The 20,585-nt window shown below is 46.2% G+C and carries 16 protein-coding genes; 10 read left to right on the top strand and 6 right to left on the bottom strand.

The annotated features are described in order from the left end of the window. Window positions 1-15 precede the first annotated feature (15 nt). From betA to choV, 4 genes are all read left to right on the top strand, one after another. On the top strand, window positions 16-1,716 hold the full coding sequence (betA, locus tag KJB05_RS24690; protein ID WP_208446133.1) for a choline dehydrogenase: 1,701 nt from the start codon (window positions 16-18) through the stop codon (window positions 1,714-1,716). A gap of 29 nt (window positions 1,717-1,745) precedes the next feature. Continuing rightward, entirely contained in the window at window positions 1,746-2,684 is a 939-nt protein-coding gene (locus KJB05_RS24685; protein ID WP_208446132.1) for a choline ABC transporter substrate-binding protein, read from the top strand. 62 nt (window positions 2,685-2,746) lie between these two features. Beyond that, window positions 2,747-3,589: a choline ABC transporter permease subunit gene (choW, locus tag KJB05_RS24680; protein WP_005425967.1), complete on the top strand. Its 843-nt coding sequence runs from the start codon at window positions 2,747-2,749 to the stop codon at window positions 3,587-3,589. Window position 3,590: 1 nt separating this feature from the next. After that, on the top strand, window positions 3,591-4,775 hold the full coding sequence (gene choV, locus KJB05_RS24675; protein WP_208446131.1) for a choline ABC transporter ATP-binding protein: 1,185 nt from the start codon (window positions 3,591-3,593) through the stop codon (window positions 4,773-4,775). A 162-nt stretch (window positions 4,776-4,937) separates the two neighbouring features. Here the strand turns inward: choV and KJB05_RS24670 are convergent, their stop codons facing one another. Next, a complete protein-coding gene (locus KJB05_RS24670; protein WP_005435698.1) occupies window positions 4,938-5,594 on the bottom strand; it encodes an NAD(P)H-dependent oxidoreductase in 657 nt (218 codons plus the stop codon). A 287-nt stretch (window positions 5,595-5,881) separates the two neighbouring features. Here KJB05_RS24670 and KJB05_RS24665 point away from each other — a divergent pair, with 287 nt between their 5' ends. After that, on the top strand, window positions 5,882-6,286 hold the full coding sequence (locus KJB05_RS24665) for a globin (RefSeq protein ID WP_208446130.1): 405 nt from the start codon (window positions 5,882-5,884) through the stop codon (window positions 6,284-6,286). An 88-nt stretch (window positions 6,287-6,374) separates the two neighbouring features. Here the strand turns inward: KJB05_RS24665 and KJB05_RS24660 are convergent, their stop codons facing one another. Continuing rightward, the gene (locus KJB05_RS24660) at window positions 6,375-7,166 is read right to left on the bottom strand and encodes a slipin family protein (RefSeq protein ID WP_208446129.1); all 792 of its coding nucleotides are present in this window, start codon (window positions 7,164-7,166) and stop codon (window positions 6,375-6,377) included. A 9-nt stretch (window positions 7,167-7,175) separates the two neighbouring features. After that, window positions 7,176-8,543 (bottom strand): nodulation protein NfeD, encoded by a 1,368-nt coding sequence (locus tag KJB05_RS24655; RefSeq protein WP_208446128.1) that lies wholly within the window; start codon window positions 8,541-8,543, stop codon window positions 7,176-7,178. A 95-nt stretch (window positions 8,544-8,638) separates the two neighbouring features. Between KJB05_RS24655 and KJB05_RS24650 the strand changes: the two genes are divergently transcribed. Further along, complete coding sequence (locus KJB05_RS24650) at window positions 8,639-8,905, top strand: hypothetical protein (RefSeq protein WP_199459880.1); 267 nt, start codon at window positions 8,639-8,641, stop codon at window positions 8,903-8,905. Window positions 8,906-8,942: 37 nt separating this feature from the next. Here KJB05_RS24650 and KJB05_RS24645 read toward each other — a convergent pair whose 3' ends face one another. The 3 genes from KJB05_RS24645 to KJB05_RS24635 all read right to left on the bottom strand — a co-directional run bounded on the left by KJB05_RS24645 (window position 8,943) and on the right by KJB05_RS24635 (window position 15,420). Continuing rightward, on the bottom strand, window positions 8,943-10,610 hold the full coding sequence (locus tag KJB05_RS24645) for a response regulator (protein ID WP_208446127.1): 1,668 nt from the start codon (window positions 10,608-10,610) through the stop codon (window positions 8,943-8,945). 64 nt (window positions 10,611-10,674) lie between these two features. After that, window positions 10,675-11,817 carry an EAL domain-containing response regulator gene (locus KJB05_RS24640; RefSeq protein WP_208446126.1) on the bottom strand — a complete coding sequence of 381 codons (1,143 nt, stop codon included), beginning with the start codon at window positions 11,815-11,817 and terminating at the stop codon, window positions 10,675-10,677. Then, window positions 11,818-15,420 (bottom strand): transporter substrate-binding domain-containing protein, encoded by a 3,603-nt coding sequence (locus tag KJB05_RS24635; protein ID WP_208446125.1) that lies wholly within the window; start codon window positions 15,418-15,420, stop codon window positions 11,818-11,820. A gap of 371 nt (window positions 15,421-15,791) precedes the next feature. On the opposite strand from KJB05_RS24635, the gene KJB05_RS24630 reads away from it, so the two are divergent. From KJB05_RS24630 to KJB05_RS24615, 4 genes are all read left to right on the top strand, one after another. Next, window positions 15,792-16,661 (top strand): cytochrome c peroxidase, encoded by an 870-nt coding sequence (locus tag KJB05_RS24630; protein ID WP_244142970.1) that lies wholly within the window; start codon window positions 15,792-15,794, stop codon window positions 16,659-16,661. Continuing rightward, complete coding sequence (locus tag KJB05_RS24625) at window positions 16,654-19,017, top strand: ATP-binding protein (RefSeq protein ID WP_208446124.1); 2,364 nt, start codon at window positions 16,654-16,656, stop codon at window positions 19,015-19,017. The genes KJB05_RS24630 and KJB05_RS24625 overlap by 8 nt, the downstream gene beginning before the upstream one ends. Window positions 19,018-19,135: 118 nt before the next feature. Beyond that, window positions 19,136-19,603: an OsmC family protein gene (locus KJB05_RS24620; protein WP_208446123.1), complete on the top strand. Its 468-nt coding sequence runs from the start codon at window positions 19,136-19,138 to the stop codon at window positions 19,601-19,603. Window positions 19,604-19,679: 76 nt separating this feature from the next. After that, complete coding sequence (locus KJB05_RS24615) at window positions 19,680-20,561, top strand: LysR family transcriptional regulator (protein ID WP_009704115.1); 882 nt, start codon at window positions 19,680-19,682, stop codon at window positions 20,559-20,561. The last annotated feature ends 24 nt before the right edge of the window (window positions 20,562-20,585 follow it).

Raw genomic sequence — 20,585 nt, 5'->3', positions numbered from 1 at the left:
TCTGGAGGATTTGTAATGCAACAACATTACGATTACATCATCGTCGGTGCTGGCTCGGCAGGCTGTGTTTTGGCGGATCGCCTGAGTGAAAGCGGTCAGCACCAAGTCTTACTGCTGGAAGCAGGTGGCTCAGACAAGAGCACCTTCATCCAAATGCCAACGGCGCTGTCTTACCCGATGAACACTGAAAAGTACGCATGGCAGTTTGAAACTGTAGCGGAAGAGGGGTTAGACGGACGCCAACTGCATTGTCCACGCGGCAAAGTGTTAGGCGGTAGCTCTTCGATCAATGGCATGGTTTATGTTCGTGGTCATGCTTGTGACTTTGACGAATGGGAAGCGGAAGGTGCAAAAGGCTGGAACTACCAAGCTTGTCTGCCGTACTTTCGTAAAGCGGAAACATGGACAGGCGGCGCAGACGAATACCGTGGCGACAGTGGTCCTGTTGGGACGTGTAACGGCAACGACATGAAGTTGAATCCACTTTACCAAGCGTTTATCGAAGCGGGTAAAGATGCAGGCTACCCAGAAACGCAAGATTACAATGGTTATCAGCAAGAAGGCTTCGGTCCGATGCACATGACGGTAGATAAAGGCGTGCGCGCTTCTACCTCTAACGCTTACTTAAGCCGTGCAAAAAAGCGCAGTAACTTCACCTTGATGAAAGGCGTGACCGCTCATCGCATTTTGCTTGAAGGCAAGAAAGCGGTCGGCATTGAGTTCGAGCAATCTGGCAAAATCAAACAGTGCTTTGCCAACAAAGAGCTTGTGTCGAGCGCAGGTTCTATCGGCTCGGTACAACTGCTGCAACTTTCGGGTATTGGTCCTAAGACTGTGCTTGAAAAAGCGGGCATTGAAGTGAAACACGCACTAGAAGGCGTGGGTAAGAACTTGCAAGACCACCTTGAAGTGTACTTCCAGTATCACTGCAAACAGCCTATAACGCTCAACAGCAAGTTAGGTTTGATCAGCAAGGGTTTGATTGGTACGGAGTGGATTTTGACGCGCAAAGGTCTGGGCGCAACTAACCACTTTGAATCGTGTGCGTTCATCCGTTCTCGTGAAGGCTTGAAATCGCCAAACATTCAATATCACTTCCTACCAGCAGCAATGCGTTATGACGGTCGTGCTGCGTTTGATGGTCATGGCTTCCAAGTGCATGTTGGTCCAAACAAACCAGAGAGCCGCGGCAGTGTCGAAGTGGTTTCTGCCAACCCAAATGACAAACCAAAAATCGAGTTCAACTACATCTCGACGGAACAAGATAAGCAGGATTGGCGAGACTGTATTCGTTTAACGCGTGAAATCCTCAATCAACCTGCAATGGATGCGTTCCGCGGTGAAGAAATTCAACCGGGTCTGAACATCACCAGCGATGAAGCGATTGATGAATGGGTGAAGCAAAATGTAGAAAGTGCTTACCACCCATCGTGTAGCTGCAAAATGGGCGCAGACGATGACCCAATGGCAGTTCTGAATGAAGCCTGCCAAGTGCGCGGCATTGAAGGCTTGCGCGTAGTGGATTCATCCATCTTCCCAACGATTCCGAATGGCAACTTAAACGCCCCAACCATCATGGTCGCAGAGCGAGCCGCGGACATGATCTTAGGGAACGTACTCGAAGAATCGAATAACACACCGGTTTGGATTGCTCCGAACTGGCAAGAGACGCAAAGAATGCGTCCGCCGAAAAGAGACTTAAGCTCAATCTCATAAAGTCAGTAATCATTACAAGGAATTTAAACATGTCTACGATGACAAAAATCTTTTCATCTATCGCGCTGAGTGCAGTAGCGACAGGTGCTTACGCTAACCAATGTGAAACCGTTCGATTTGCCGATGTAGGCTGGACGGACATTACAGCGACCACTGCTGTTACCTCTGAATTGTTAAAAGGCTTGGGCTACAAAACCAAGACCGATCTTTTGTCTGTACCTGTAACGTACTCTTCAATGGCAAACGGCGACATTGACGTATTCCTAGGTAACTGGATGCCAACCATGGAAGGCGATATCGCCAAATATCGTGAAGCTAGCACAGTGGAAACCGTTCGCGCAAACCTAGAGGGCGCGAAATACACTCTAGCCGTGCCAAAGTATGTGTATGACGCAGGCGTGAAAAGCTTTGCTGACTTGGTAAAACATGCCGACAAATTTAAAGACCGCATCTACGGCATTGAGCCGGGCAACGATGGCAACCGTTTGATCCAAGATATGATCGACAGCGATGCATTCGGCTTGAAAGACTTCAGCCTAGTGGAATCAAGCGAAGCAGGTATGGTGTCTCAGGTGTCTCGCGCAGTGCGTCGTAACCAATGGATCGTTTACCTAGGTTGGGCTCCGCACCCAATGAACAGCAATGTTGAGATGGAGTACCTATCTGGTGGTGACGACTTCTTTGGACCTAACTATGGTGGTGCAAATGTTTACACCAACGTGCGCCAAGATTACCTATCTGAGTGTCAAAACGTGGGTCAACTGCTTAAGAACCTAGAGTTCAGCCTAGAAATGGAAAACCAGTTGATGGAAGCGATTCTTAACCAAAAACAAAAGCCAGCGAAAGCGGCGCAAGAATGGTTGAATGCTAACCCACAACAATTCGAAGCGTGGCTAGAAGGCGTGAAGACGCTGGATGGCAAAGACGCAAAACAAGCGATTACTTCTTACCTAAAAACAAACGCTTAATCATTCCTCTCTTTAGGAAAAGGTGGGCAGCGATGCCCGCCTTTTAACACAAAGGTTTTATTGTGAATTTTATTACGGACAACAAACTTCCGTTGGGCGAATGGATGGAAACAGGCGTAGATTGGTTAACCATGAACGCGTCGGGTTTCTTTGATGCTATCTCTATTTTTCTCGAAACCATCATTCTATTCGTGGTGGATATTTTCAAATGGATGCCACCGGCAGCACCGATCATCATGACCGCAGCGATTGCGTGGTTCCTACACCGCAGCATTCCTTTAGTTGTGTTTATCGTGCTGGCGCTGCTGACCATTCTTAACCTCGGCTACTGGCAAGAAATGCTGGAAACCTTTGTTCTCGTCTTCGCTGCGACAACGATTTCCGTATTAATTGGCGTGCCGCTGGGCATCATGGCGGCGCATCGCCCGTGGTTGTATACCTTATTGCGCCCGATACTCGATTTAATGCAGACCGTACCAACGTTTGTGTATCTGATCCCAACATTGGTACTGTTTGGTTTGGGCATCGTTCCGGGGCTGATTTCCACGATTATCTTTGCCATTGCTGCGCCAATTCGTCTGACTTACCTTGGTATCACCAAAGTGCCAGAAGAGTTGATTGAAGCGGGTAAAGCCTTTGGTGCCAGCCGCATGAAATTGCTATTCAAAGTCGAACTCCCAGCAGCCTTGCCAAGCATTATGGCGGGTGTGACCCAGTGCATCATGTTATCGCTTTCTATGGTGGTGATTGCTGCGCTAGTCGGTGCTGATGGTCTGGGTAAACCAGTCGTACGAGCACTGAACACAGTGAACATTTCTCAAGGCTTTGAAGCCGGTTTAGCGATTGTTTTGGTCGCGATTATTCTCGACCGCCTGTGTAAGGCGCCAAACCAAAAGGAGGCATAACATGGATGCAATTACGATTGAAAACCTCGACGTTGTGTTTGGTCAGCAGCAAGAGCAAGCATTAGCGCTACTAGACCAAGGCAAATCTCGCCAAGAGATCATTGATGAAACCGGACAAGTGGTTGGTGTTGATAAGGTCTCAATGAGTGTCAAACAAGGTGAGATCTGTGTATTGATGGGGCTTTCTGGTTCGGGTAAATCCAGTTTGCTTCGTGCCGTTAATGGTTTGAATGAGATCTCTCGTGGCTCACTCAAAATCAAAGATGGCGACGATATGGTAGAGCTTGCCAACTGCGACGAACAGACTCTGCGTAACCTACGTACTCATCGCGTGTCGATGGTGTTCCAAAAGTTTGCGCTTATGCCGTGGTTGACTGTATTGGATAACGTGGCATTTGGCCTTGAGATGCAGGGCATTGGCAAAGCTGAGCGACGTAAAAAAGCGCGTGAACAACTTGAAATGGTTGGGCTGAGCGAGTGGGAGAGCAAGTTCCCGCATGAGCTCTCTGGCGGTATGCAGCAGCGTGTTGGCTTGGCTCGCGCCTTTGCTATGGATACCGATATCTTGTTGATGGATGAGCCGTTCTCTGCGCTCGATCCACTGATTCGTGCTCAGCTTCAAGATGAATTGATTCAACTGCAAGAGAAGCTCAACAAGACGATTTTGTTTGTGAGCCATGACTTAGATGAAGCGCTGAAAATCGGTAACAACATTGCCATTATGGAATCGGGCAAACTGATTCAACACGGCAAGCCTGAGCAAATCATCCTTGCTCCAGAAAATGAGTATGTGGCGGACTTTGTGGCTCACACGAATCCGCTCAATGTTTTGAAAGGTCGTTCATTGATGCAAGCCAGCACCGAGCTTATGCAGCAAAATGACCGCGTATTGGTGTGTGCAGATAAGCAGATTTGGGTCGAGCAAGAGCCGAAAGGTGTAACGCTGGTGGATTCCGATAAGTCATTGGTGAATTGGGAAAGTGATTCAACCACGCTCGATGACATCGGCGAAAGCACGGTCGTTCAAGCTAATCCAGACATCAGCATGCGTGAGGCGATTGAACTGAAGCAACGTAGCAATCAACCTATCTTGCTAGTTGAAGAGAACAAGTTAGTGGGCGTATTGAGTGACAACGAGTTGTACGATGCGCTGCTTGGCAACTTTAAGTCCAAGCAAGTGGCGTAGCTGTTTCTTATCTCAAACGTTTGTTGATTCCCCCTCAGCAAAACAAAAAAAGAGCCGTACTCTTAGACTAAGACACTAAGAAGTACGGCTCTTTCAATTTGAACAATGATTTAGATAACTAGGCTCTAGGCTAGGAACCAAGGAGCTAGGAGACGATACTCATTAAAGAGTAGTAATTACGTCATCCATGTTTAGACGCGCCTTAGGTAGGCCGTGGTTGTAATCTTCGCCGTCTTTGTGGTAGCCGATTGCTAGTGCAACTTCACATACGTGACCGTCTAGTTCTGCTTTGAACTCTTCGCCGATCAGTGTTGGGTCAACACCTTCCATTGGAGTAGAGTCGATACCTAGACGCGCTAGTGTGTGCAGTAGGTTACCAAGCGCGATGTAAACTTGCGCTTTCGTCCAGCCGCCGTTGTAGCCGTTTTCATCTGTGTTTGCTTCAGCAAATGCGTAAGCACCCATGAACATGTCGTACATGTCTGCTGGTAGGTGACCAGAAGTTACTTCAGCATCAACACGCTTCGCAAATTTCTCTTTAGTGAATTTTGGATCGTACGCTAGCAGAATAGTGTGGGATGCTGCTTTCGCGTGCGGTTGGTTGAACTGGTGCATGTTAGCAAACGTGTCATGGAAACGCTGTTTCGCTTCGTCGCTCTCAATTACGATGAATTTCCAAGGCTGAGAGTTGATAGAAGACGCAGATAGGCGGATTGCTTCTTTGATGATTGCCATATCTTCTTGAGAGATGCGCTTCTCTTCGTCGTATTTTTTAGCTGTGTAACGGTTGTTTAGGTCTGTAATGATTTGATGAGACACGTTTATATCCTCTTAATATTATTAGACAAATGAGGATGCGCTTAGCATCGACAACCATGCGTACCTCGAAAGTGAGTCCATAATATCGACTTTTATCGAATTGATAATACGTGTTTCGTTTAAATCACTTTCTATTTTTTATTGAAAATCGAATTTGAACGCCAAAAAGGCAGGTTGGCATTCTCCGTACGCTGACGTTCAGAAATCACAGAAAACACCAACGAGCTTGGTAGGATTATCAAATTACATTCATAATGAAAATAGATAAGTTGGCTAGAGGCTAGGGTATGAACGTAATCGAGGTATTTAACGACAGCTACGAACGCTGCGTAATCCATGAGGACTTCTTTGATTTGTTCTATGAGAACTTTTGGTCGAAAGGTGAAAACTTCAGACAAAAGTTCGATGGCGTGGACATGAAGAAGCAAATCCGGATGCTTAAAGGGTCTATCGTGTTTGTGATGATGGCAGACACCTCAACAGACGCTCGTGACATGATGAGGAAATACGGCAATAAGCACGGACACAATAATATTGGCGTCGCCCCTGAAGACATTGATGTCTGGTTTGACAGCCTGTTAGAAACCGTCGCCCAATGTGATCCTGATTTTGATGAAAGGGTGGAGTACGCGTGGCGGCACTGCTTTGAAACTGGATTAGCAATTATGAAGAAAGAGTGCACCGATGCATAAGTTCAATCAATGGTGAATTCGTAAAGGGAGTAGAACACAGCTACTCCCTTTTTCCTTTTTCTACTTTCCTCTATAGCGGCTACTACGCTTACTCGTTCCCTTCTTCCAACTCTCCCTGATTCTTCTTCACAGCTTTGGCGATATCAGAGACCGCTTCGACGAGATTAATCGGCATCGGGAAGATGATGGTCGATGTCTTGTCTGTGGTGATCTCAGTGAGTGTTTGCATGTATCGAAGCTGTAAGGCGTTAGGTGCTTCGTTAAGCATTTCTGCCGCTTCTTTTAGCTTGTTGGAAGCTTCCAACTCACCAGTTGCGTGGATGACCTTCGCACGGCGGTTACGCTCTGCTTCGGCTTGGCGGGCAAGGGCGCGCACCATGCTGTCGTTAAGGTCGACGTGTTTCACCTCAACCGTTGCGATCTTGATACCCCAATCGTCAGTTTGCTGGTCGAGAATGGATTGCAGATCTTTGTTGAGGCGTTCACGTTCAGAAAGCAACTCATCCAGTTCATGCTGACCAAGTACAGAACGTAACGTTGTCTGTGCTAACTGGCTGGTGGCATCGCTGTAGCTTTCGATGTTATTGATCGCCATTTGTGGGTCGACAACTCGGAAATAAACCACGGCATTGACTCTAACCGATACGTTGTCACGGGTGATCAAATCTTGAGTCGGAACATCCAATACGATGGTGCGTAAGTCGACACGAACCATTTGTTGAATGAAAGGAATTAAGATGATCAAACCCGGTCCTTTCACTTCTTGGAAGCGACCGAGGAAGAACACCACGCCGCGCTCGTACTCACGCAGCACCTTGAACATTTGCGTTGCCAGTGCAACCAATAAAACAATGATAACGGCAACAGTGTAGAGCATCATAAGCGCCTCCTATTCCTTAGGGCGGTCACTGGGTTTCACGGTTAGGGTCAACCCTTTTATGGTTACCACGGTGACGTGGTCTCCTTGTTTGAGCTGTGCGTCAGCTTTGGCTTGCCACAAAGCACCATCCAGTTGGACAAGCCCTGTTCCATCTACAAAATCATCGCTCACAACGGCGAGTTTACCCGGGTAGGTTTCTAGTCCGGTGGTGGCTTTTTTGCTGCGAATTTTTAGAAGCAAGCCAACGGTAATCACGATTAAGCCAGCAGAGAAAACAGCGATACCAATGATTAGTGGCAGAGCGATTTGGAAGCCGGGGATGTCGCTGTCCATTAGGAAGATGGAGCCGAGAACAAACGCAACGACGCCACCTAAGCCGAGTATGCCAAAGCTCGGGTTAAAGGCTTCAGCAATCATCAGAGCAATACCGAGCAGCAGTAACCCTAAACCAACGTAGTTCACAGGCATCATTTGTAGGGCATACATGGCGAGTAACAAGCATATCCCACCGAGCACACCAGGCAAGCCAATGCCAGGGTTGTAGAACTCTAGTAACAGTCCGTAAATACCAATCAGCATCAGGATATAAGCCACGTTGGGATTGGTGATCACCGCTAACATTTCCGCACGCCAGTCTGGGACGCGCTCGACCCACGTTGGGTTATCTAACGTCAGCTTATATGGCTTGCCGTTCACTTTGACCTCTGTGCCATTGATGGTGGTGACCAAGTCTTCGGGCGAATTAGCAATGTAATCAATAACGTTTAACTCTAACGCTTCTGAAGCGTCTATGTTTGCAGCTTCGCTGACGGCTTTCTCTGCCCACGCTGCGTTTCTGCCATGCAAGCGAGCCAAGCCTTTGATGTATGCTCTGGCGTCATTAATGACTTTCTTTTCCATCGCGGTTTTAGCAGGCACTTCATCGGAGTTTTTACCTGATGATTCATCATTCGATTCGTCGCTGTCTTTGTCGTCGGTACTAGAAGGTTGCTGTGGTGTTCCGCCTAGTGAAACGGGAGTGGCTGAGCCTAAATTAGTGGCTTCTGCCATCGCAGCGACATGACTTGCGAGCAGAATGTAGGTGCCAGCGCTGGCTGCCCGAGAGCCTGACGGACCAACCCAAGTTGCAATGGGTACGGAAGAGGTGGTGATGGCGTGAATAATGTCTCTCATTGAGCTATCAAGTCCGCCGGGGGTATCCATTTTTAGAATGATGAGGTCGACGCCGTTTTGCTGAGCCTCTTCAATCTCTCGCGACAGATAATCACTCAGAGCAGGACCAATTGCGCCTTTGATTGGCAATACCCAAACTGTGCTCGCTAGCGCTTGGCTGGCAAACAAGAGTAGAGGAAGAAGCCACAATCGTATCTGTTTCATACAGCCCTCCTTGTGTTACCACTGGGACTTATCAAAACACTATTTAAAGTATAGATACGAGTGGATGAGAGGATGGATTTATCCTTTGCACCCAAATGTATAAGCAAATGTACAAAGGTGGGACGTTCGCTGTGTTACACACTTTGTCACGTAATCTGGGTTTTCATGCGTTGTGGTTCGTAAGAAAACCAGTAAACTGCGAAGAATCAACGACACTCAGACAAGAAGATAAGTGGGAAGTTATGATGTTAATTGCGATTCGATTGGTGAAGCTTGCCGTTATCTGTGCAGTGTTCTTCACTATCTACGATTTGATTGCGTTCGGTGAGGTGACTTGGATTAATCGTTTCTTCAACCTGTAATCCGAAATGAAAGGGGCATCGAGCCCCTTTTTGTTGTCTAGTTTGCCAGTTCTGGTTGCGTAGGTGGAGTGTTCACCACAGACATCTGTCGACATCGATCTTGAGCCAGAAAAAGAAACTTGTCGTAGCTGCTCTTCTCAAGCTCTTCACTAGAAACCAATTGCTTCACAATGTTGTCGCAGCGCTTGATGAGCAGTTCGACCTCTAATGACGATTTGTTGCTCGGAAAAGCTCGTGTTAGCACTTTGATGATGTTAATACACACGGTTCTTAGCAGCGGACAACGTGCTTGAAGCTCAATTAATGCGTCGATCAAAGCTTGGTAATCTTGCTCGGCTGCACGAATCTTCTTGTACTGTTCTTGCATCCAAGCTTGGCGCTCCGCGTTGTCGGTTTCTAAAGAACGACCAAGAGCAATTTTACTCGATAGAATGGTATCGCTTGAGTCGGTTTGTAGGTTTTCAAAACACCAAGTGATGGCTTGAGAAAATTCAGATTCGAAGTTCATCTCATGCAATAACCAAGCGAGGTGAAACTGCGCATAAAAGTGAGCGAAAGGCTTACGACGATACAAATCACTGAGTACTTTAAACGCTGCAACGTACTGGTTTTCCTCAATCGCAATGTGTGCGGCAATCAAATCCAACTCGTCTTTAATTGTCTTGTTTTCTGGGCCATTAGTGATGGATTTAAACAGGCTTTTTGTCTGAGCCAGCAAATCCTCACGACCTTCTAGCTTTCGCACACAATAAAGCAAAATTCGAATCAAATTCAGCTTAGAGAAGGTGTTGTTGCGATAGGTATCTTTGTTGATCTCGATGTACGCGTGATAGTGCTGTAATGCTGAGTGATAATCGTGCTCTGCTAGGCACAAGTTAACGATCACCAGTTCACGTTCTGAATTGCCTTCAACCAAGCTGTTTGCTAGCTCTAAGTGTCTGATTGCAATCGGCACTTCACGGTTAAGCATGTTGAAGTTTGCGGCACATTCACGGACTTCAACATTGTTCGGAGACTCTTCTAGCAAGGTACGTACTAGGCGTTGTGCTTCGTCGTTTTCACCCAGAGAGACAAGCGTGTTCGCCAAGCCAATCTTTGCCCAGTTAACGTCTTTGCGTTCAATGACTTGTTCGTAGACGATTTTGGCTTCGTGATGCAGCTTTAGGCGCGTTAAGAAATCTGCGCGGAATTTCTCAATGATGAAGAAGTATTCCGGGTGGAAGGGTGCTAACTCATCGCACGCTTCTAAGCCAGCGTGAGCATCGTTCTTCAGCTCTGCTTCATAGATGGCTTTTAAGGTGTTTTTACGCTTTACCGCGCCTGAAATGCGCTCTTTTAACGTGATTGAGTTAAAGGGCTTAAGTAGATACTCGTCGGGCTTGAGCTCAATGATTGCACGTACGATAGTGGCAGAGCTTTCCCCTGTTACCAGAATAAACACAGTGTCATGGCTCAAGAGCTTAAGGTGTTTTAACTCTTCAAAGAGCTGTTTGCCGTTCATGCCGCGACCAAAGTTATAGTCACAAATGATCAGATCAATGCGCTCTTGATGGGCGATTGAAATCGCACCCTTAGCAAGACGAACGGTGAAAATGCGTTTATCAGAGAAACCAAGTTTGGTCAGCATGTTACGTAGTGTGAGCACTACGATGGGCGCATCATCGACAATGAGCACATTGTATTGTGAGAAAGATTTGGTATTCATTTCAAAGTGATTCATCAAACAAAATCTAAGCGGCGAGGGCAGGCCATATGCCACTTAGATTGAATTAGAACAAAGCTTCCAGTTGCTCAAACGGGACAGGACGGCTGCGCACAAAACCTTGATACAGGTCGACGCCAATTTGACGAAGATAGTAAAGCGTTTCATGGTCTTCGACGCCTTCGGCTACCGACTTTAATCCCAGTGACTTTGCCAGTTGTAAGCTAGAGATGGTCAGTTGTTGGCTCTTAAAATTGGTTAGCGCATTTTTGATGAATTGGCGATCAATCTTCAATTCCGTGTACGGCAAAATCGCCAGTTGACTGAGAGAAGAGTAACCCGTACCAAAATCATCAATCGCCAAACCGACACCTCTTAGGCGCAAGTTAGCTAAGTTGGCTAACGAAACCACGTCTGAATCGTAGACCTCATCTTCTGTCAGCTCTAACGTCACTCGTTCTGGAGCAATCTGGTATTGGTCGCACAAACCGAAAAATCGTTCGCTCATCGGTTGTTTAAGCGTCTTTTGGTTCATGTTGACCGACAAACTCACGCTTGTGTTGAGCTTTGCCAAATCCCGTAAGGCGTTTTCCAGAACCAACCAAAACAGTTTATCGAGTTCATTACGTGTTTGGATCTCACTTAAAAACTGAGCCGGAGCTAACACGCCATGTTCTGGGTGAAAGCAGCGCACCAACGCTTCTAGTCCAACCAAACGGTTATCGACTACGGAGTATTGCGGCTGGTAGTAGTTATGAAACCAACCTTGTTGGAACGCGGAATCGATATCTGTTGTGTTCATCAGCACAGGCAGCGCAACGACTTCTTCTTCGATTGTGTACTGCTGGAACGCCGTCAATATCTGGCTTAGCTGTTCACAAGAAATCGGTTTAGTGAGTGCGCGTACAAAGTCATAGCCTGCCGACAAACACATGTTGTAAGTGATTTCGACCACATCCTGATTCATCGCACTCAAAATCACCACGCCTTTTGGACGCGTTTTTTCCGACAGCGTGCACAGCAAGTCCACGCCATTGATATCGGGTAGGTCGATGTCGCAGAACATCAAATCTACAGCTTGGTCGGTACAGATTTCGCTGACCTCAGAGCCACGATGTACGATGGTGATTGAGCCATTAAAAAGACGATTAAGCAGAATCTTGAGATTGGTTGCTTGTAGTCGGTCATCTTCAACAATCAAAATGTTCAATTAGTTGTTCTCACTCAAATCTAGCCATTGTTTTGTGGTGGCTATGATGGTTTCTAATTCGTTAAGTAAAGCGGTGCGCGCTTGCTGTTCTTGCTCTGTACCTATGAGCGCTTCACACTGCTGGGCACTGTGCTTCAATTGAGTCAAATTCAAGGCGGCGGCAGAGCCTTTAATTCGGTGCGCGACAGACTTAAGACTCTCTTCGCCTGAATGAATCAATGCGATGTCGTTACTCAGCGCTTCACATACCACGAGTGCCATTTCTGCTTTTTCTTCATGGTGATAGGCATCCAACCAGTCACTTTGAGTTTCGTTAGAAAAGGACATCGCCAAATACTGCTCACACAAGGCTTTGAGATCGTCCAAGTTATAGGGCTTGAACAAGACCGACTCCATGCCGTTTTGCTCCGCTTTCTCAATCACATTACGAGAGTTTTCTGCCGTGCAACCCACGACGGGCAGTGAGGCAAATTCGCTGCTCGCTTTGAGCTTTTGTGTAAGTTGATAGCCATCCATATCCGGCATATGGCAATCACTTATAATCAAACTGATTGGCGCGAAAGCATCGTCATCTTGAGCCTGCTTCAACAACTCAATCGCCTCACTCCCGCTCGCTGCCAATTGGCAACACACACCAAGCTTTTCAAACTGGCGCTTAAACAACAGTCGGTTGATAGCATCGTCATCAACCACTAAAACTCGACCTTGCCATTGGCAGGTTGTCGGTTGTGTCCAATGATTTGACATCGTCGAAGTTGTGTTCAGCTTTTGCTGAATAAGGTCAGGATAAACATTGGAGTAGTGCGGTTCTGGCTCAATGACATGATGCTTGAGTTCAAACTCATCGAGCGTTACCTGCCAAGTATTTAGCCAACGTTGTATCTGTTTGTCTTCGGTGTAAATTGGTCCCATTCCCGTTAGGTCGAGAGGCTGACTGGTCATTGGCAAACGCACGGTAATTTCTGTCTCTTTGCCTTGTTTACTGCTCACCTCAATCGTGCCGGTCATGATGTCGACCAGCTTTTTCACAATAGACATACCAAGACCTGTGCCACCAAAACGACGGCTGATACTCTTGTCACCCTGCACAAATGGTTGGAATAGGGCATCTAATTGAGTCTTGCTCATGCCACATCCGGTGTCGTGCACTGAGAACACAAGCTCATTTGCGCAGACATGAATGTTCACACTGATTTTGCCTTTGTCTGTGAACTTAACGGCATTACTCAGTAGGTTGTTGATGATCTGGTTAACGCGCAGCCAGTCGAGATTCACCAAGGCGTAAGGCGTCGGTTGCCAATTCACTTCAAACACTAAAGCCTTTTGTTCTACTGCTTTTTCAAAGCTGCGTAAACTTGAGCCAAGCTCTTCATAAACATTGCCACTGTGCACATCCAACTGAAGTTGGTTCGCATCCACTTTCGAGAAGTCGAGAATGTCGTTTACGTGCAGCTGTAAACGCTCAGCCGACAACATAGCACTTTTCAGAAGCTCTTTGCTTTCTGGGCGGTCGAGGTCTTGTTCCAACAGTTCCATCAGTCCGAGCATGGCAGCGATAGGGGTTCTCAGTTCATGGCTGATCACCGCAAGAAAGTGCTCTCGCGCCTCAATGGCTTGCATGGCTTTGAGGTTGGAGGCTTTCAATGCACACTCTTTCTTTTTCAGCTCCGTGATGTCATCAAACACCGTCATATGAAAGCGGGTTCCTTCTTCTGGATGAAGGAGAGACTGCCTTCTTACTCGGTAATGCTTTTTACTAAGAGAGCAGAGCGTCGTGACGATTTCATCCGGTACTGGGTAGTCCGTATCTTTGGTCAACTTCAAAACCAATTCGCGCTGTTCATCTGTGATGTTGCTGTCGGTATTACATCGTTGCAGCATCGATAAGTACGGCTTGTTGGCTAAGATTTGCTGGTGGTTATCATCCGAGATCAAAATCTTATGAGGGATATGATCAAGCACCGAAGACAACCATCGGTTTTGTCGCTGACGTACTTTGGTCTCGTACTCCTTACGCTTGATCTTACGAGTCAGATGCCCGGTTCTCAGAATGTAAATCAGCACTGAAACCAACAATACGCAGACACCGACTAGCGCCCAAATCACTACGGTTTCTTTGTCGACCCCATAGTGAACGGTGACTTTGTCATGACGCTCCATGAGTTGCTTTAACTCGGCGTCTGTGGTGATTTTCAATACGGTGTTCAATACGCGACGTAAGAACTCGGAGTCTTTTCTCAGTTCCATGCCCAACTTTATTCTCAATTGAATATCCTTAGGAGGCTCAGTTGAGACGAATCTAACGCCTTGACTATCGTAGAAGTGATTGTCGATAAGACTTTGATTTACAAATGCATGGGATACATCACCTCTTTGCATTGCATCGATTAAGGAATCAAAGTCGCGATATACCAACGCGTACTGATAATTTGGGTAGTCGAGAAAATGTGGGTAAAAGTTTCCTGAACGATCGAGGATAGCAATTGAGTTTTTATTGTTTTTACTTAATGACTTAACAAAACCATATTGGAGAACACTAAGAGATCTAGTGGTGATGAAACGTTCCTTGTCCGTTAGCTTAATATTGCGCGCAGGCAGTAGGTCGACGATCTTTTCTTCCAACATCAAATCCACATCGCGCCCATTGGCTGGCACGTATTCGAATTTGATCATGCTTTTTTGCTCCATCAGTTTCAGCAAATCATGAACATAGCCTTTGAGCTCACCCGTTTTAGGATCGAGATAAGAGAGCGGATACACATTATCTTGAATTGTGTAACGTACGGTCTGATGACCTTGTTGCTGCTCAAGAATATCGAGCATCAATTCATTGTGCAGAATGTTGATGTTGGCTTCGATGTGAACACGACTGTGTTTGGATTCTTTCGAGTGCTTGATGTACTTAGTGATGATGTCCATCAGCTGAGTAGATTCTTTTCCGGTAAAAATCGTTACTTCTCCCGGAGTGAGGGACTTGTTGTATACGACCTTACCCGTCAGTTCACCTTTCGGGTTTTTGAATCCATAAGAGCTCAATGTAGACAAACCGACAACGGCAGCATCGGCTGCACCACTGTTGAGTGATGCCGTCATCATCATGTTATTACGCACAGAATGGACATGTTTAAACCCAAGTGCATCAATCTGATCACACGCACTTGAATCTTGCACACATACCCATTTGAGCTCGTCTAGCGGGGTATTCTCTAATGCGCTGTCACGCAGCCAAACCAGTCTCAATGTGTGGAATATCGGATCAGAGTACAGGAATCGTTCTGCGCGCTTTTTGGTTGCAACAAAGCCAACGGTGAGGTCTATCTCTCCGTTCTCTAAGCCATCGAATAGTGTATTTAACGTTCTATACGGGACGTATTCTGCCTCGATATTTAAGTCGTGCAGCATGGCCTCTGCGTACTCGATATTGATGCCTTCTTTTGAGGCAAGATCACCCCAGTAAGGTAGCCAATCTCCTTCAAGTACACCGACTTTTAATGTGCTTTGATTGTCCAGAAATGTTCTGTCTTCTGCGTTTAAGAAATCACGAGCAGATGCATTGAATGACAGAGTGGTAAGTAGTGCAGCAATGAATGCGAACAGTTTCACTATTTTATGTTTTCCAGCCAAGAACCGAATTCAAAATGGGGCGGAATCGTATAGGTTTTCACCGCGTTCTCCAATCAAGGTTGTTTGTCTTGTCGACAACATACGCTTGATATACAACTCGATGAGTTCTGAGAGGATCAGGACGATTAATTATCAATAAGTTATGAGAGGAAGCTCAATATCCCCACGAGCCGTAATGGAAAAAAACTTGAAAGCAACTAAGTTCATAATGAGAGGTAAATAAGGAATGTCTAAACATGAGAAAAACAGGTCGCTCCATCGCGATATTGTGTTTGATGGCTTTTTTTGTTTCTTTAGGGGGACATACAGCACCACATTATGACCAACATGATGATCATAGTGGTGAGCACATGTTGATCCCTCCCATCGAAGGTGACCCGAAAATTGACGTGGGTTTAGCAAGGATAGGATGGCATTTATTCCGAGATAAGAACCTTTCCTCTAATGGAAATGTTAGCTGTGAATCGTGCCATGATTTACAAACAAATGGTGCAACCAAAGATGCGCTTACCCCTGGCGTAAAAGGTACAGGAACTCGAAATCCGCCAACTATTTTTAATGTATCACTGAATTACCGCTACCTTTGGGATGCGAGCAAAAACTCCTTAATGAAACAAATTGATGGACCACTCATGAACCCGACTGGGATGGATTCTAGTTGGCTAGTTGTCCAAGATTACGTGCGAAGCCAACCAAGTTATCAAATTCTTTTTACGCAAGCGGATAACCTTGCTGTGGACACCGAAAATATAAAGCTTGCCATTGTCGAATTTCTTAAAGCGATGCAGACGCCAGGAGCTCGCTTCGACGCATTCCTGCAAGGTAATAAGCATGTTCTCAATGAAAAGGAACATCGGGGATGGAAGGTGTTTCAGGAGGTTGGGTGTGCCTTGTGCCATCAAGGCAAGAATATAGGTGGTGCAATGGTGCAGCATTTTGATTACTTCAAAGAGGTCGATTCAGATACGGGCTCCTTCTTAAGAACAGAAGACGGAATGGACCAGTACTATTTTCGTGTTACCAGCCTGCGCAATGTGACTCAAACTGCACCTTACTTTCACAACGGACGGGTAAACACTCTTGAAGACGCAATTCAAATCATGGCGGAGTCAGAACTTGGTATGCGGCTTAGTGATCGTGATGCAGCAGATATAGAAGCGTTTCTTCATACATTAACAGCGCCTAGACCATCGATTTTGGAGGTGTTTGAGAATGAATAGATTCAGAATAGTCAACGCACTTCTGCTCGTTGCAATAATGGTCATGTTGTCTTTAGCTTATATGACGCACGTTAACTCGAAAAACACACAGGCACTGCATGGGCCTTTGTCGGAAATCGGGCACCACCTAATAGAAGAACGGGATAAGGTGGTGAACCGTTACAAGTTGGATCAACGTAGTAATCATCATTTGACGGAAGGCTTGGTGGAATTGGAAATAGCCGCTGAGCAGATGGTCAAAGACGTGAATCAGTCTACGTGGTTTGCGTTTACTTCTAGTAAACACCGTGTACGAAGCATAGTGGTGCAGTTTGACGGGAAAGTGCAAGAAGTGACAAAGATACTCGACATGTTGATAGGGTTACAGGTCGCAAACCATTATGAATTGTTTACTCTGAAAAACATTTATAAAGAACAGTTCTCTGTCAACACAGAAGATGCTTGGTTAGAGCAACATTACTTTGAATTTATGACCGAAGTTGGCCTGCAAAATGACAACATACAAAACAAGAACATTGCTTTATTCCTCGAGCGGTTACGCAGTAGCGAACGTAAGATTGAACTTTTAACGAATCGTATTTTAGAGAGTCACTATTTTGAATTTGTTGAATACTCGGAGCATCAACTTTTAGAGATTGCTCAGCGAGAAGCAATGCTTACGTGGGTGTTTGTTTTGTTATCCATTACCTCTTTGGTAGCGGTATTTGTGCTGCAAACTCAACACCGCGTGAACAAACTGAAGCAACTCAATGACGACTTAACCGAAGCCACAGAAAAAGCGGAGCGGGCAGCAAAAGCCAAATCACAATTCTTAGCAACCATGAGCCATGAGCTAAGAACGCCAATGAATGGGGTGTTAGGTATTTCGCAAATCATCGCCAGTGAGACCAAGGAGAAGGGGACAAAAGAGCACATTCAGGTTATTTTGGACTCTGGTCAGCATCTGATGACGATTCTTAATGACATATTGGATTTCTCCAAAGTTGAAGAGAACAAGTTGGAGCTTGAAGCCACACCATTTAATTTACCCCAGGTGCTCACCCCGGTTTGTAGTGCGATTCAGCCTTTAATTGAAGAGAAAAACATTCAGCTTTACGTCGAGAACGAAGTACCAGAAAACATCGAGTTTAATGGTGACTGTGCGCGCATTCGACAGATCCTGTTTAATCTGGCAGGTAATGCGGTCAAGTTCACCAGTGATGGGCATGTACTGATTCGAGCGGAGTTGGATGAATCAAGAAAGCGCTTATTGCTGTCTATCAATGATACGGGCATCGGTATCCCGGCGGACAAGCAAGACCGTATCTTCAACTCCTTCGAGCAAGCGGATACCTCCACCACACGTAAGTTTGGTGGCACAGGGCTTGGTTTAGCGATTGTGAAAAAACTAACGGAATTGATGGGTGGTGAGGTCAAGCTTAAGAGTGTAGAGAGCATTGGTACTCAGTTTTTAGTCGAACTCCCAATACCTTGGGAAGAGAAAGCGTTACCTAAATCGGCGGATACCAAAGTCAAAGTTCAGCGCGAAAACAAACGTAACCTGCACATTCTTCTAGCCGAGGACAACCGAGTCAATGCGATTGTGGCGAAAGGATTCTGTGAGAAGCTAGGGCATACGGTCGAGATTGCTGAGAATGGTCTAATTGCGACTAAGAAAGCACGAGAGAACCAATATGATTTGATTCTTATGGATAATCACATGCCGGAGATGAACGGAGTTGAGGCGACGCGCTTTATTCGTGAAAAACTTGGCGTGAATACCTTATTGTTTGCTTATACCGCCGATGTGTTCAGAGAAGCGCACGATAACTTTATTAAAGCAGGGGCGGACCATGTACTGACCAAACCGCTTCAACGAGAGAGTTTTGCTGACGCACTCAAACAGTTTGCTTCGCGTTTACCGACCCAAGGTGATGATGCACCAGAGCAAGCTGACAATATTGTTCAATTGCATCGTGAGCCGATTGAGAGGCTGAGACTGACCGAAGAGGAACTGACTCACTCAGAAACGGTCGAAATCCTCAAACAGGAACCGGAAGCCTTGGTGGATTTACTAGAAAGCATAGTGAATGACTTTGAGAAGTCGGTCGATGAGTTGATTGAATTCTTCATGGCGGAAGATCTTGAAGCGCTCCACAGTACCTTGCATACCACCAAAGGCATGGCGCTAAACTTAGGTTTGGATACGCTAGCAAATCAAGCGCTTGAAATTGAAATCCAAGTTAAGAACGAACAAATTCCGGATATTGAACAACTGCAAAAGTTGATTAACCGATTGCAGGTGAATGTGCATCAAGGGCAACGTCTTATTGACCAATCTCGCAAACAACAGGCAGACACAAATCAGGTGATTTAATGGCTTAGCGCACGTATTTCATCCCTGCTCTTGGGGCACGCTTTGTACTGTGGTTTACTGGGTCTTATTCATGGAAAGTCGCCTTATTAGGCAAAGCCCCACAGCGCAAGGGATGGTAATGAGTACACACACCGCAGTTATCCGATGGCAACGTCAGGCCAACGAAATCTTTAGCGACAATCAATACAGCCGAGCACACGTCTGGCAGTTTGACGGCGGCGTTACCGTTCCGGCATCCCCATCTCCTCAAGTTGTCCCGCTACCACTTTCGGTAGAAGAAAACGTCGATCCAGAAGAAGCGTTTATTGCTGCGTTATCGAGTTGTCATATGTTGGTTTTCCTTTCTATTGCCGCTAAGCGTCGCTACGTAATTGATTCGTACGTGGACGAAGCAATTGGGGAACTGACTGCAGGAGACAAGGGTAAAGAGTGGGTTTCTAAAGTTGTGCTGAGACCACGCATCGTTTTTTCTGGAGATAAACAGCCGACACGTGAACAGTTAGAAAAAATGCATCATCTAGCGCATGAGAACTGTTTTATCGCCAATTCCGTAAAGACCGAAGTCGTGACTGAAATTCTCGATTAGCGTCGTTTAGATTATTTCAATATTGACAAAAGTCTCTCATCAATTATGGTTATAGCAACAAAAGTGAGGTAAGACGATGTTAACGCGTTCCGATGATCTAGAAATCCTATTAACGGTTGTAGACTGTGGTGGCTTTTCCGCTGCGGCAGAAGCACTAGATGTGCAAGTGGCGAGAGTTTCTCGTTCAGTCAGTCGTCTTGAACAACAGCTTGGCGTTTCTTTACTAAACCGCACCACACGCCGCGTTGAGTTAACCGATGAAGGTCGCCGATTTGTCGAGCATGTGCGCACCGCAATGCAGTACATTCAGCAGGCGGAAGAGTGCATTCTTTCATTAGGAGAAACGCCTCAAGGGACGCTGCGTGTGGATGCCGCAAGTCCATTCGTCTTCCATCAACTTGTTGACCTGATTAAACCTTTCCGTGAAGCCTATCCGCAGATTGAATTGGAGCTTACGTCCAACGAAGGTTTCGTTGATCTATTAGAAAAGCGCACCGATGTGGCGATTCGTATCGGTAAACTGTCTGATTCTACTTTGCATGCAAGAGCGCTGGGTAAGAGCGAGTTGTATTTGGTTGCCTCACCGGATTACCTCAAACACAGAGGGATTCCACAAAAGCCAACTGACCTTGCTCATCACGACATTATCGGATTCACTGAGCCGAAGATCCTCAACAAACTGCCATTAAAAGGCGCACCAGAGATAGAGCCAAATTTGCTTTCCAGTAACGGTGAGACCATTCGCCAACTGGCGCTAGCAGGCAATGGCATTGCGTGTTTGTCCGGTTTTATGGTGCGTAAAGACATGGAAGAGGGGCGCTTGGTGCCGATATTGGAATCAGACAAAATCACTAATACTGGTCGTGAACAGATCAACGCGGTTTACTACAAATCTTCATCCGTCTCATTGCGCATTTCCGCTTTCCTTGATTTCATCCAACCTAAGTTAAAGCTCTAATTAACCGTTCAATGGTTTGAATAT

The organism is Vibrio sp. B1ASS3, from assembly GCF_905175355.1.
Classification (GTDB): Bacteria; Pseudomonadota; Gammaproteobacteria; order Enterobacterales; family Vibrionaceae; genus Vibrio; species Vibrio owensii.
This window is presented reverse-complemented; position numbering and strand designations above follow the sequence as displayed.

Excerpts from the sequence above, each read along its gene's own strand:
- betA (WP_208446133.1), top strand. The coding sequence starts at position 16 with ATGCAACAACATTACGATTACATCATCGTCGGTGCTGGCTCGGCAGGC.
- KJB05_RS24685 (WP_208446132.1), top strand. The coding sequence starts at position 1,746 with ATGTCTACGATGACAAAAATCTTTTCATCTATCGCGCTGAGTGCAGTA.
- choV (WP_208446131.1), top strand. The coding sequence starts at position 3,591 with ATGGATGCAATTACGATTGAAAACCTCGACGTTGTGTTTGGTCAGCAG.
- KJB05_RS24665 (WP_208446130.1), top strand. The coding sequence starts at position 5,882 with ATGAACGTAATCGAGGTATTTAACGACAGCTACGAACGCTGCGTAATC.
- KJB05_RS24660 (WP_208446129.1), bottom strand. The coding sequence starts at position 7,166 with ATGATGCTCTACACTGTTGCCGTTATCATTGTTTTATTGGTTGCACTG.
- KJB05_RS24655 (WP_208446128.1), bottom strand. The coding sequence starts at position 8,543 with ATGAAACAGATACGATTGTGGCTTCTTCCTCTACTCTTGTTTGCCAGC.
- KJB05_RS24650 (WP_199459880.1), top strand. The coding sequence starts at position 8,639 with ATGTATAAGCAAATGTACAAAGGTGGGACGTTCGCTGTGTTACACACT.
- KJB05_RS24645 (WP_208446127.1), bottom strand. The coding sequence starts at position 10,610 with ATGAATACCAAATCTTTCTCACAATACAATGTGCTCATTGTCGATGAT.
- KJB05_RS24630 (WP_244142970.1), top strand. The coding sequence starts at position 15,792 with ATGTTGATCCCTCCCATCGAAGGTGACCCGAAAATTGACGTGGGTTTA.
- KJB05_RS24625 (WP_208446124.1), top strand. The coding sequence starts at position 16,654 with ATGAATAGATTCAGAATAGTCAACGCACTTCTGCTCGTTGCAATAATG.
- KJB05_RS24620 (WP_208446123.1), top strand. The coding sequence starts at position 19,136 with ATGAGTACACACACCGCAGTTATCCGATGGCAACGTCAGGCCAACGAA.
- KJB05_RS24615 (WP_009704115.1), top strand. The coding sequence starts at position 19,680 with ATGTTAACGCGTTCCGATGATCTAGAAATCCTATTAACGGTTGTAGAC.